At 67.4% G+C, this 12,227-nt stretch carries 10 protein-coding genes; 8 read left to right on the top strand and 2 right to left on the bottom strand.

What is annotated here, in order from left to right:
• Positions 1-42 precede the first annotated feature (42 nt).
• The 4 genes from FJ386_03825 (at position 43) to FJ386_03810 (ending at position 4,857) form a co-directional block, all read left to right on the top strand.
• Positions 43-768, top strand: a complete 726-nt coding sequence (locus FJ386_03825) for an RluA family pseudouridine synthase (GenBank protein MBM3875833.1) — start codon at positions 43-45, stop codon at positions 766-768.
• A 103-nt stretch (positions 769-871) separates the two neighbouring features.
• Positions 872-1,294, top strand: coding sequence for a hypothetical protein (locus tag FJ386_03820; GenBank protein ID MBM3875832.1), 423 nt, complete (start codon positions 872-874; stop codon positions 1,292-1,294).
• The gene (locus FJ386_03815) at positions 1,291-2,721 is read left to right on the top strand and encodes a hypothetical protein (GenBank protein ID MBM3875831.1); all 1,431 of its coding nucleotides are present in this window, start codon (positions 1,291-1,293) and stop codon (positions 2,719-2,721) included. The genes FJ386_03820 and FJ386_03815 overlap by 4 nt, the downstream gene beginning before the upstream one ends.
• A gap of 267 nt (positions 2,722-2,988) precedes the next feature.
• Positions 2,989-4,857: an ABC transporter ATP-binding protein gene (locus FJ386_03810; GenBank protein ID MBM3875830.1), complete on the top strand. Its 1,869-nt coding sequence runs from the start codon at positions 2,989-2,991 to the stop codon at positions 4,855-4,857.
• 171 nt (positions 4,858-5,028) lie between these two features.
• Here the strand turns inward: FJ386_03810 and FJ386_03805 are convergent, their stop codons facing one another.
• A complete protein-coding gene (locus FJ386_03805) occupies positions 5,029-5,814 on the bottom strand; it encodes a class I SAM-dependent methyltransferase (protein ID MBM3875829.1) in 786 nt (261 codons plus the stop codon).
• A 93-nt stretch (positions 5,815-5,907) separates the two neighbouring features.
• On the opposite strand from FJ386_03805, the gene FJ386_03800 reads away from it, so the two are divergent.
• A complete protein-coding gene (locus FJ386_03800) occupies positions 5,908-7,293 on the top strand; it encodes a hypothetical protein (protein ID MBM3875828.1) in 1,386 nt (461 codons plus the stop codon).
• A 15-nt stretch (positions 7,294-7,308) separates the two neighbouring features.
• Here FJ386_03800 and FJ386_03795 read toward each other — a convergent pair whose 3' ends face one another.
• A complete protein-coding gene (locus FJ386_03795) occupies positions 7,309-8,004 on the bottom strand; it encodes a DUF1080 domain-containing protein (protein ID MBM3875827.1) in 696 nt (231 codons plus the stop codon).
• Positions 8,005-8,164: 160 nt separating this feature from the next.
• Between FJ386_03795 and FJ386_03790 the strand changes: the two genes are divergently transcribed.
• The 3 genes from FJ386_03790 (at position 8,165) to FJ386_03780 (ending at position 12,225) form a co-directional block, all read left to right on the top strand.
• A complete protein-coding gene (locus FJ386_03790) occupies positions 8,165-10,324 on the top strand; it encodes an ATP-dependent DNA helicase (protein MBM3875826.1) in 2,160 nt (719 codons plus the stop codon).
• A gap of 118 nt (positions 10,325-10,442) precedes the next feature.
• On the top strand, positions 10,443-11,387 hold the full coding sequence (locus tag FJ386_03785; GenBank protein MBM3875825.1) for a ribose-phosphate pyrophosphokinase: 945 nt from the start codon (positions 10,443-10,445) through the stop codon (positions 11,385-11,387).
• 37 nt (positions 11,388-11,424) lie between these two features.
• A complete protein-coding gene (locus FJ386_03780) occupies positions 11,425-12,225 on the top strand; it encodes a 50S ribosomal protein L25 (GenBank protein ID MBM3875824.1) in 801 nt (266 codons plus the stop codon).
• Positions 12,226-12,227 lie beyond the last annotated feature (2 nt).

Genomic DNA, 12,227 nt, shown 5'->3' with positions numbered 1-12,227 from the left:
TTGCAACTTCGACCCCGCTGCCCGAGCCTCGCTCGCGGCACGATGGAACCCCTTGTTCGAATCCTCCACGAGGACGCCGACCTCCTCGCCCTGAACAAGCCCGCGGGCCTCGCCTGCCACCCGACCAAGTCTGGCCCGCTCTCCAGCCTCATCAGCCGCGCGCGGCTGCACCTCGGCGGGGCCGTGAAGCCTCACCTGATCAACCGGCTCGATCGCGAGACCAGCGGCGTCATCCTCATCGCCAAGTCTGACGCCACCGCGCGCGACCTGCGCAAGTTGTGGGAGTCGCGCCTCGTCGCGAAGGAGTATCTCGCCATCGTCCACGGCCACATCCGCGACGAGCGCGGCCTGGTGGATGCCCCGCTCGGCCACGACGAGTCCGCGCAGACGTTCATCAAGGATTGCGTGTGCGCGGATGGCGCCCCGTCGCAGACGGGCTACGACGTGGTGAGCCGCTTCGCGCGGGACGGGCGTGAGTTTACGCTCACGCGGGTGCACCTGCTCACCGGCCGGAAGCACCAGATTCGCATCCACCTCGCGCACATCGGCCACCCGGTCGTGGGCGACAAGCTCTACGGCGGCGACGAACGGTTGTATCTCGATTTCGTGCGCGGCCGGCAGACGGACGAGCAGCGCGCGCGCTTGATGCTGGAACATCAGGCGTTGCACGCGAACACAATCCGGGTCGGATGGCGCGGACGGGCGTGGGAATTCACCGCGCCCCCCGAGCCCGAGTTCGCGCGCTTCGCGGGACTCCCGCAGCCGTGAACTGCGCGAAGAAGCGGAGACCTGTCCAGTTTCGCCGCCCGGAAAGCCGCCCACTTTCCCCTCGCGCGTCCACGTTGCCGTCCGTTTAATGGCCGCGCGTCTCATGGCGCATCCCATGGAAGTCCAGGTCGCCGCCCTTTGTGATTTCGCCGCCGACTACGGCGGCAAGCTCTGCGTCGTCGGCGTGTTCGACACGGTCGTCGCGCCCTCGTTCCCCATCAAGCGTGCGCACTGCTACATCGCGCTGCGCATCCTGTTTCGCGACGATGACCGCGGTCGCCACCTGCTCAAGTTCTCGCTCATCGACGAGGACGGCTGCAACCTGCTCCCGAAGCTCGGCGGCGAGATGAACGTCGCGCTCCCGGACCACCTCTTCTTCCTCAGCACCAACGTGTGCCTCAACCTGCAAGGCATCGAATTCAAGCGCCCCGGCCAGTATTCCATCGACATCTCGGTTGACGACAAGATGATCGCCCGCATCCCGCTCCAAGTCGTCCTCCTCCAGCCCCCGCCCGCACTGGCATGAAGACGCGCGTCCTCGGCGGCGACCTGCACATGATCGAGCTGCGCACGCGGATGCCGTTCAAATACGGCATCGCCACGATGACGCAGATGCCGATGGCCTTCGTGCGGCTCGCCGTCGAGACCGGCCGCACGCAATCGCCCGGCATCGCCGCGGACCTGCTCCCGCCCAAGTGGTTCACGAAGGATCCCGCCCGCCCGCTCGCCGGGGAAATCGTCGAGATGCTCCGTGTCATCCGCCACGCGATGACCCTCGCGCGCGGGATGAGCGCGGAGACACCGTTCGACCTGTGGAAGATGCTGCACGCCGCGCAATCGCGCTGGGCCGCGCAGCAGAATCTCCCGCCGCTGCTCGCGCACTTCGGCACGTCGCTCGTCGAGCGCGCCGTGCTCGACGCCGCATGCCGGGCCGCCGGCAAGCCCTTCGCGCGGCTGCTGCGCGAACACGCCTTCGGAATGCGGATGGGCGAGCTGCACGCGGAACTCGGCGGCTCCCATCCCGCGGACTTCCTGCCGGAGAAGCCCCTCGAGCACATCACCGCCCGCCACACCGTCGGCCTGTCCGACCCGCTCGCGGAGGCCGACATCGCGCCGGCCGACCGGGTGAGCGACGGCCTGCCGCAGTCGCTCGCGTTGTGCATCCGCCACTACGGCCTGCGGCATTTCAAAATCAAGGTCAACGGAGACCTCGAGCGTGACCTCGACCGGATGCACCGCGTGGCGGGGATCATCCGCGACCACGCGCCCGCGGACTTCGCGTTCACGCTCGACGGCAACGAGCAGTTCAAGTCGCTCGCCGACTTCCGCCGCTTCTGGGAGGCGCTGCGAGCGAGCGAGGCGCTCCGGCCGTTCCTCGAACGCCTGCTGTTCGTGGAACAACCGCTGCACCGCGACGTGGCGCTCGACCCCGCCGCGGTCGGTCCGCTGCGCGACTGGCCCGACGCGCCGCCGATGATCATCGACGAATCGGACGCCACGCTCGAAAGCCTGCCCGCCGCGCTCGCGCTCGGCTACGCGGGCACGAGCCACAAAAATTGCAAGGGCGTGTTCAAGGGCGTCGCCAACCGGTGCCTGCTCAAGCGCCGCGCCACGGCCGCGCCCGCGGACGCGCGGTTCATGATGAGCGGCGAGGATCTCTGCAACGTCGGCCCGGTCGCATTGCTGCAGGACCTCGCGGTCTGCGCCGCGCTCGGCATCGAGAGCGTCGAGCGCAACGGTCACCACTACAACGCCGGCCTGTCGCAGTTTCCCAAGCCCGTGCAGGAACAGATGCTCAAGCTCCACGGCGACCTCTACCACGCGAGCGACGCGGGCTGGCCGACGTTGACGCTCCGCGAAGGCAGGATCCCGCTCGGCTCCGTGAACGGCTCGCCGTTCGGCGTGAGATTCCTCGTGGACGTCGCGGCGTTCACGAAGCTCGAGGAGAATTGAAACCGGTTCCCGGCGATGGGCCGCCCGGGGAACTTGAAGCACGAGCGCCATCCGGCCGGGCCGGGCGTCGGGCAGGCGGGGCAGGCGCGCGCACTGGCGGAACGCGCCGAGCGGATTGAACAGTGCGGAGGGCGCCAGGCGCGGCAAGTGTCCGTGAACGGCCGCCGCCTTTTCAACACGGTTCAACCCGCGCCCGCGCTTGCGCGGGCCGACGCGGGTCTGCGAAAGTCCGGCCGCGTCACGCGACACGCGACGCCGCTGAAGTCCATGCACCACCACGCCGGCGCGCACGCCGACCCGACCTTCTCCGCGAGGAAGCGCTCGACGATGGAAATCCTCCGTCGCGTGGCGGTTTATCTGCGTCCCTACAAGCTGATGGCCGCGGGCACGATCGCCTGCGCGCTGCTCTCGCTCGCGTTCGCCTTCGCCTATCCCAAGCTCACGCAGCTCATCATCGACGACGTGATCGTCAAGAAGGACGCCGCCCGCCTCGCGCCCGTGATGCTGATGCTCATGGCGGCGTTCGCGCTGCGCGAACTCTTCAACAGCCTGCGCATCCGCATCAACAACGAGTTCGAGCAGAAGGTCATCTTCGACATGCGCCGCGATGTCTATGCGCGGCTGCAACGGCTGCCGGTCGGGTGGTTCGACCAGCGCGCGTCGGGCGACTTGATGACGCGTGTGATCGAGGACGTGAACTCGGTCGAGCGCGTGCTCATTGACGGCACGGAGCAGGGCACCGTGGCCGTGCTGAGCATCGTGGGTGTGCTGGTGATTCTCTTCGCGACGAACGCCCCGCTCACGGGGGTCGCGCTCGCGCCGCTGCCCTTCCTCGCGGGCGGCGCGCTCTGGTATACGCTCACGGCGCACCGCCGCTACCGGGCCCAACGCGAGGCCGCGAGCGCGATGAACGCGCTGCTCATGGACAACCTGCAGGGCGTGCGCCAGATCAAGACCTTCGGCCGCGAGCCGCACGAGGACAGGCGCTTCGCAGAGCGCGCGAACGACCTGCGGCTCGGCACGCTCGGCGTGATGCGCGTGTGGGCGATGTATTCGCCGGCGATGGCGTTCTTCGCGTCGGCGGGCGCGGGTCTCGTGCTGTGGGTCGGCGGCGCGACGGTGATCCGCGGCGAGATGACCGTGGGGGAACTGGTCGGGTTCATCTTTTACCTCGTGCTGTTTTACGAGCCGGTCGCGCGGTTGCACGGCCTCAACCAGATGCTTCAGTCCGCGCGCGCGGCGGGCGAGCGCGTGTTTGACATCCTCGACACCGGCGAGGAACGCAGCAACCTCGTGAGTGCGCCCGCCATCCTCCGCTCGACGCCGGGCGCGGACGCGCAGGCGCCCTCGGGCGCGATCCACTGGCGCGCGCGGGGCGAGGTGAGCTACGAATCCGTCGGCTTCAGCTACGGGCCCGAGCGCGTCGTGCTCAAGGACATCTCCCTCGGCGCGAGGCCCGGGCAGATGATTGCGCTCGTCGGCCCGACCGGCGCGGGCAAGTCCACGCTTGTGAACCTGCTGCCCGGCTTTTACCGGGCCACGTCGGGCCGGATCACCATTGATGACTGCGACATCGCGAACCTCACGCTTCACGAACTGCGCCAGCAGATCAGCGTCGTGAGCCAGGAGGCGTTCCTCTTCAACGGCACCGTGCGCGAGAACATCCTCTACGGCCGGCTCGACGCGACGGCGGCGGAACTCCTCGCCGCGTCGAACGCGGCCAACTGCCACGAGTTCATCTCGCGCCTGCCGCAGGGCTACGACTCGCGCGTGGGCGAGCGCGGCGTGAAGCTGAGCGTCGGAGAGAAACAGCGCGTCAGCATCGCCCGCGCGCTCCTCAAGGACGCGCCCATCCTCATCCTCGACGAGGCGACGGCGAGCGTGGACACGCAGACCGAGCGGCTGATTCAGGAGGCGCTCGAACGGTTGATGGCGGGGCGCACGAGCTTCGTCATCGCGCACCGGCTGAGCACCATCCGCAACGCCGACCGCATCCTCGTGATGATGCACGGCCAAATCGTCGAGCGCGGCACGCACGACGAACTGCTCGCGGCCGGCGGCCTCTACGCGAAACTCGCGCGCATCCAGAACACGACGTTCATCGAGGAAGGGTTTGAGAAGCTGGCGGTGACGTGAGTGAATCTCCGGCCGCCGCGGCGCGCGATGGGTTCAACTTAACCCGCCCGGCCACCCCTCACCCGTCCCGCTCCGGGCGGGGCGGTCGGGGCAGCACAGGTTCGAAGAACGGGAATCGAAGGATGACCCGGGGAGAGCGACCGACGATTCGGCGATCCGCCACGTCAGCCTTCATGCCTTTCGCTTCTCTCCCACGTTGATGCTCATCGCCCCGCCGACGAGGTTGATCGTGCGCAAGTTCACCGCGCCGAGTTCGCGGAGCTTCGCCTCCACGCCGCGTTGCGCCGGGTAGTGCAGAAGCGACTCGTGGATGTAAGCGTAAGCCGGCGCGTTCCGGCAGAAGACGCGGCCGAGCACCGGCACCGCGCAGCGGAGCCAGCCAAAGTAGATCGATCGCCAGAGCGCGTTGTCGGGCCTGCCGAAATCGAGCACGAGCAACCGCGCGCCCGGCCGCGTGACGCGCCACATCTCGCGCAGCCCGGCGTCGAAGTCCGCGAGGTTGCGCAGTCCATAGCTGATGCTCACCACGGCGAAGCTCGCGTCCGCGAACGGCGTGCGAAGCGCGTCACCTTGGATGAAATGCGGATGGCGGATGGCCGGTTGGGGATTGGCCGGGGTTCGATTCGCCGTCCCGTCAGCCTCGAACTGTGAACTTCTTTCGCGCGCGACTTGGAGCATCGGCTCGCTGAAGTCGAGTCCCGTGACTTCCGCGCCCGCGCGGGCGAGCGCGAAGGCGACGTCGCCCGTGCCGCAGCACAGGTCGAGCGCGGTGTCGCCCGGCTTCACGCGCGCGAGTTCGACAAGCTGCCGCTTCCACCGACGGTGCAGGCCGAAGCTTTGCAGGTCGTTGAGCAGGTCGTAGCGGTCCGCGATGCCGGCAAAAAGGTCGCCGACCTTCTCCGCGCGCGGCGCGCCCGCCGCGTAGTAGCGATTGGCCACGCGGCAAGCGTAACACAACGGCTCGGCAACTTGCGACTCGCGCGCGGGGTGACTTTGCCGGGTCGACTCTTGCCAAGCCCCGGAGCGCGAAGCACAGTCCGCCACACGCCCATGCCCATCCTGGAACTCATCGCGGCCTCGGCGCAACTCGTGGTGTGCGCGGCGTTCGTCGCCGGATTCCTCGTCGAGCTGAACCGCACAAAGCAGCTTCGCGGCGAGGCGCGGAGCCGGCGGCGGCTCATCGCGGGGCTATTCCTCCTGCTGCCCCTGTTCGGTCCGAATTTCGGCTCGGGGCTCGTGGTGCTGGTGAAGGGCTCGTATTTCGCCGGCGTGCTCGGCCTCGTGTGGCTTTATCACACGCAGGACGACCCGGTGCGGCTCGTGGTCAAGTGGATGGTTTCGCTGGGACTGATCGTGCTCGCGGGATTCGCCGTGCCGATGCTCGGCATTTACGGTGTGCCGCTGCTGGCGGTGGTGGGTGTCGGCATGTCCGTGATGTGGGCGCCGAACATCGGCGCGATGCTGGCCCGGCCGTTCACGAGCATGTTTGAGGGCGGCGACGAGCCCGACCACAAGGCCTGTTACTCGCAGGCGCACGCGCAACGCATGCGCGGCCGTTATCCCGAGGCCATCGCGCTCGTGCGCGCCGAGCTGGAGCGGTTCCCGGAGGACTTCGACGGCATGATGTTCATCGCGTCGGTGCAGGCGGAGAATTTCAACGACCTCGCCGCCGCCACACGCACGGTCAAGGAGGCGCTGGCGCAGACAGCGCGCGAGCCGCATCAAGTGAGCTACGCGCTGAACACGCTCGCGGACTGGCTGCTCAAGACCGGCGACACCGCGGGCGCGACGGCCGCGCTCGAGCGCATCGTCTCGGCGTTCCCGGGCACCGAGCTCGAACAACAGACGATCCAGCGGCTCTCGCGCCTGGCCACGGCGGGCCCGCGCGAGAAACGCGAGTCCGTGGTGATGCCCGAGTATGAGCGCGACCTGGGATTGCGCGGCATGAAGCTCGCCGTCAAGGCGCCCGAGGAGGAATCGGCCGGGCAAAAGGCGCAGCGCTATGTCGAGCGGCTTCAGCATTATCCGTCGGACTGGGAGGCGCGGGAGGAACTCGCGCTCATCTACGCCGATCACTACCAGCGGCTCGACCTCGCGCTTGACCAGCTCGAACAACTCATTGCCGCGCCGCACCAACCGCAGAAGCAGGTCGTCCGGTGGCTGAACCGCGCCGCGGACCTGAACCTGCGCATCGGCCGCGACCCGGCCGCAGCCCGCGCCGCGCACGCGCGGATTGTCGCGCTCTTCCCCGGCTCGCCCGCGGCGGTGCGCGCCGAGGAGGCGATCATCGCGCTCGCGGACGCGAAGGCTCCCGACGCGGCAAAGGCCAAAGCAACCGCCGAGGAGTTCATTGATTACGCGGCGCGCGCGGGGTTGAAGCGGAAGGAACAGGAACCGGGTGCGAACGCGCCGCGGGTCCGCGGCCTCCCCTCGTGACCCGGCCGCCGACAACTACTGAATCTCGCGCACCTTCACGTTTCGGAAGCTGCACTCGTCGGAGTGATACGTGAGCAGGAGGTGCCCGCGCCGCCGCGTGCCGAAGCCGGCGGCGTTCTTGAACTTTGACCTGGACACACGCTCGAGGATTTGGGGATCGCCGCAGTCGTATTCGACCACCTTCTCGCCGTTGAGCCAGTGCTCGACGTGGTTTCCCTTCACCAGGATTCGCGACGAGTTCCATTCGCCCCACGGCTTGAGCTTCTTCTTCTCCGGGTCGGGCGCGACGATGAGATAGAACGACGCGCAACTCGACAACGTGTCCTTGGTGAGCACGTCGTCCAGCAGTTGATACTCGTGCCCGACGCCCGTGGCTTCGCTGAAAAAGTATTTCACCCCGTTGTTGGAGCGCGGCGGCATCTTCCACTCCCACGCGAACTCGAACTGCTCGTAGGTCTCCACCGACAGCAGGTTGCCGCCCTTGCCGCCCTTCACGCACGTGAGCGCGCCGTCCTTGATCTCCCAGCCGCTCTCGGGCGGGCCGGGTTTCTTGATGCCGCGCCAGTTCGCGAGTGACTTGCCGTCGAAGAGCAGTTTCCACCCGGCCCGCTTCTCGGCTTCGGTGAGCGTGTTGTGCGGCGCGTCGGCGGCGGGCATGGCCGCGGGATGTGCGAAAACCAGCGCGGCGAGAAGGAGTGAATTCGCATGCATGGCAGGTGAATGCCTGACGCCGCGCGCCGCGCGAGGATTCGAGGCGGCCGCGGTTACTTCGTCACGCGACCCAGCCCGAACTGGTCGCCCGCGCGCGCGGGCCTCCTTGCAACGGACGCGGCGGCGGTGCAGGCTCGGCGTCCCGCAGCCGCGGGATCGCGTGATCAGCCTTGACGAAGCCCAGCCCGCCGCCGGTGTGACCGACCTCGTCGCGCAGGTCGGGGAGTTTTTCGGCCCGGCCGGTCGGCTCGCGCGCGCGAAGAACTTCGAGTATCGCCCGCAGCAGCAGCAGATGGCCGTGGCCGTCACACGCGCGCTGCTCGACCACTCGCACCTCGCGGTCGAGGCGGGCACGGGCGTCGGCAAGTCGCTCGCGTATCTCATCCCGGCCGTCCTCTGCGCCACCGCGCACGGGCGGAAGGCCGTCGTCTCCACGCACACCATCAACTTGCAGGAGCAACTCTCGCAAAAGGACCTGCCAATGCTCGAGGCGATCCTTCCGGTGAAGTTCTCGCACACGCTCCTCAAGGGCCGCGGGAATTATCTGTGCCTGCGCCGGCTCCACAAGGCGATGCTGCAGGCCGACCACCTCTTCACCTCGCCCGAGCAGGAGGAACTCAAGCGCGTCTTCGAATGGTCGAAGCGGACCACCGACGGCAGCTTGTCGGACTTCGACACCGAGCCCGATCCAAAAGTGTGGGCGCAAGTGTGCTCCGAGCGCGGGCTGTGCTCGCCGAAGCTTTGCGGACGCGACAGCGACTTCGCGAAGGACCGGGACGTGTGCTTTTTCCAGCGCGCGCGCCAGCGGTTCCTTTCGGCCGACGTGCTCGTGGTGAACCACACGCTTTTCTTCACACTGCTCGGCGCCATGGAAGAGGAGGGCGACAGCGAGGGCATCCTGTTCAAGAACGACTTCCTCATCTTCGACGAGGCGCACACGATGGAGCAGGTCGCCGCGAAGCACATCGGCCTCAACATCTCCAGCGGGCAGGTGCGTTACGCGCTGCAGCGGCTGTGGAACCCGCGCACGGAGAAAGGCCTGCTCGCGGTGTTGCGGCAGGGCGGAGCGGTGAAGCTCGTCGCCGACCTGCTCGGCGAGGCCGATGGCTTCTTCCACAAGATCGAGGAGGCGTGCGAGGAACTCCGCGCCGCGCCCGCTCCGGCCACTTCGCGCCGCGCCGCGCCCGAATCCGCCGCCGGCCGCGCGCGGGCGTGGACCGAACTGCGCATCCGCAGGCCCGACCTCGTGAAAGACTCGCTCACGCTCCCGATCACGCGCGTGCGCGAGGCCGTGAGCGAGCTGATCAAGCAGTCCGGGGACAAGGAAATGGCGGAGGAACTCGCCGAATGCAACCGGCGGCTGCTCGAACTGCGGGGCGCCGTGGCGGCATTCCTGAGCCAGACCGCCGAGGATCACGTTTACTGGGTCGAGCGCGGCGGCAAGGTGCAGCGCACCCTCTCGCTCAACGCCGCGCCGGTCCGCGTGGCGGATTACCTGCGCCGCCGGCTGTTTGAACGCGGGACATCGGTGGTGATGACCAGCGCGACGCTGGCCACGCAGGTTTCACCGCCCGGCATCGAGGCGGCGGATTCCGAACGCCCGCCCAGGCCCGCAACCCGCGGCCCGAACCCCGCAACAGCGGGCGGCGGGATGGATTACTTCGCGCGGCAGGTCGGCGCGGAAAACGCCACGCTGCTGCAGGTGGGCTCGCCTTTCGACTACGAGCGGCAGATGAAGGTGTTCGTCGCCAACCGCATGCCCGACCCGCGCGACGCCGACTACGCCGGGGCCCTTGAGCATTGGATCGGGCACTTCGTGAAAATGACCCACGGCAAGGCGTTCGTGCTGTTCACAAGCACGAAGCTCATGCAGGACGTCGGCTCGCGAATGGAGCCATTCTTCGGGCGGCTCGGCGTGAAATGCTTCGTCCAAGGCACCGGCATGCCACGCAACACGATGCTCGAGCACTTCAAGGAGGACGTGAACTCGGTGCTCTTCGGCACCGCGAGCTTCTGGCAGGGCGTGGACGTGCCGGGCGAGGCGTTGAGCAACGTGATCATCACCCGGCTGCCCTTCGCCGTGCCCGACCACCCGCTCATCGAGGCGAAGCTCGAGGCCATCGAGGCGCGCGGGGGCAACTCCTTCATGGAACTCTCGCTGCCCGAGGCCGTGCTGAGATTCCGCCAGGGCGTCGGCCGGCTCATCCGCACCAAGTCCGACACGGGCATCGTCGTCATCCTCGACAACCGCGTCCTCGCCAAACGCTACGGCCGCGACTTCCTCAACTCCCTGCCCAAGTGCCCGGTGGAGGTTGTGTGAGTGGCGTCGCGGCCGATTCGCACTTGCCTGCCCTTTGCTCGCTGATACAGTCCGCGCACAACTCGGCGGCCACGGACGGAAAACATGTCGCCGTGAGAGACCCACGGAGCCACGCACCTTGAAAGTATTCAGCGGCACATCCAACGAGCCCCTTGCCAGGGCCATCTGCGAATACATGGGCATCGATCTGGGCAAGTGCACCGTGTCGGCGTTCCCCGATGGCGAGACGTTTGTGAAGATTGACGAGAACGTCCGCGGCGAGGATGTGTTCATCGTCCAGTCCACGAGTCCGCCGACCAACCATCACTTGATGGAGTTGTTCATCATGATGGACGCGCTGCGCCGGTCGAGCGCCTCGCGCATCACCGCGGTGCTGCCCTTCTACGGTTACGCGCGGCAGGATCGCAAAGACCAGCCGCGCGTGCCCATCACGGCCAAGCTCGTCGCCAACCTGCTCGTCGCCGCGGGCGCGAACCGGGTGCTGACGATGGACCTGCACGCGCAGCAGATTCAGGGCTTCTTCGACATCCCCGTGGACCATCTCTACGCGGCGCCCGTGATGTTCGACTACCTGCTCGGCAAGGAAATCCCCGACCTCGTGGTGGTGAGTCCCGACGTCGGCGGGTTGAAGATGGCCTACGCGTATTCGCAGTTCCTGGAGGCCGGACTGGCCATCGTCGCCAAGCGCCGCAAGAGCGCCACCGAGGTCGAGTCCATGAGCGTCATCGGCGAAATCCGCGGCAAGAACGTGCTGCTGGTGGACGACCTGACCGAGACGGCCGGCACGCTGACGACGGCGGCCAAGCTGCTCCGGCGCAAGGGCGCGAGGCGCATTTACGCCTGCGTTTCCCACGCCATTCTCAATCAACTGGGCATCGAAAGATTGCGCAAATCGAAGATTGACGAACTCATCACCACTGATACTGTCCAGCGCCCTGCGATAGACGGGGTGCGCATCACGACCCTTTCCGTCGCAGGAATGCTCGGCGAAGCCATCAAGCGGATTCACAGCAATTCCTCGGTGACATCGCTGTTTGAATTTAAGGGCGGGCGCGCCGGCTGAACGTGGGTTCAGCCGCGGACCCGAGGTAGAATTTGACATGAAATCAGTCGCACTCTCCGCGTCCCCGCGCACGGCCACCCGCCGCACCGCGGTCAAGAAACTCCGGGCCCAGGGCCTCGTGCCCGCCGTCATTTACGGCCGGCAACTCCAGTCCCAGAGCCTCGCGCTCAGCGACAAGGAGTTCAGCCTGCTCCTCAAGCACTCGGTCTCCGAGAACATCCTCGTGGACCTCGCCGTCAACGGCGACGACCGCCCCAAGCGCCTCGCCCTCGTGCAGGAGGTCCAGCACCATCCCCTTTCCGGCAAGGTCCTCCACGTGGACTTCCACGAGGTGAAGGAAGACGAGAAGGTCGCCATCAGCGTCCCTGTCGAAACCGTCGGCGAGGCCATCGGCGTCAAGAACGGCGGCACCCTCGAACACGTCCTCTTCAAGCTCCGTATCCGCGCCTTCCCGAAGGACCTTCCCGAAACCCTTTCGGTGGACGTCTCCGCCCTCGACATCGGCAAGATCATCCACATCGGCGAAATCCCTGCGCCCGAAGGCGTCGAGATTTTGGGTGACAAGAAAGTCCCCGTCATCGCGGTCGTCGCGCCCATCACCGAGGAGCAGGAGGCCGCGGCCGCGGCCGCCGCCGCCGAGGCGCCGACCGAGGTCGAGATGATCAAGGAAAAGAAAGACGAAGAAGGCGCCGCCCCCGCCGACGCGAAGGATGCGAAGGCCGCAAAGGGCGACAGAGCCGCCGCAAAACCCGACGACAAGGCCGCGGCCAAGGCCGCCGCCCCCGCCAAGGGCGCTGCACCGGCAAAAGAAGAGAAGAAGCCGGAGAAAAAGAAGTAGCT

Source organism: Verrucomicrobiota bacterium (genome assembly GCA_016871675.1).
GTDB lineage: Bacteria > Verrucomicrobiota > Verrucomicrobiia > Limisphaerales > VHCN01 > VHCN01.
The sequence above is the reverse complement of the archived record's forward strand: the minus strand, read 5'-3'. Positions and strand labels throughout refer to the sequence as shown.

Bases quoted from the DNA above. Each gene is read 5' to 3' on its own strand.
- FJ386_03815 (MBM3875831.1), top strand. From the start codon at position 1,291: ATGAAGACGCGCGTCCTCGGCGGCGACCTGCACATGATCGAGCTGCGC.
- FJ386_03795 (MBM3875827.1), bottom strand. From the start codon at position 8,004: ATGCATGCGAATTCACTCCTTCTCGCCGCGCTGGTTTTCGCACATCCC.
- FJ386_03780 (MBM3875824.1), top strand. From the start codon at position 11,425: ATGAAATCAGTCGCACTCTCCGCGTCCCCGCGCACGGCCACCCGCCGC.
- FJ386_03810 (MBM3875830.1), top strand. From the start codon at position 2,989: ATGCACCACCACGCCGGCGCGCACGCCGACCCGACCTTCTCCGCGAGG.
- FJ386_03820 (MBM3875832.1), top strand. From the start codon at position 872: ATGGCGCATCCCATGGAAGTCCAGGTCGCCGCCCTTTGTGATTTCGCC.
- FJ386_03800 (MBM3875828.1), top strand. From the start codon at position 5,908: ATGCCCATCCTGGAACTCATCGCGGCCTCGGCGCAACTCGTGGTGTGC.
- FJ386_03825 (MBM3875833.1), top strand. From the start codon at position 43: ATGGAACCCCTTGTTCGAATCCTCCACGAGGACGCCGACCTCCTCGCC.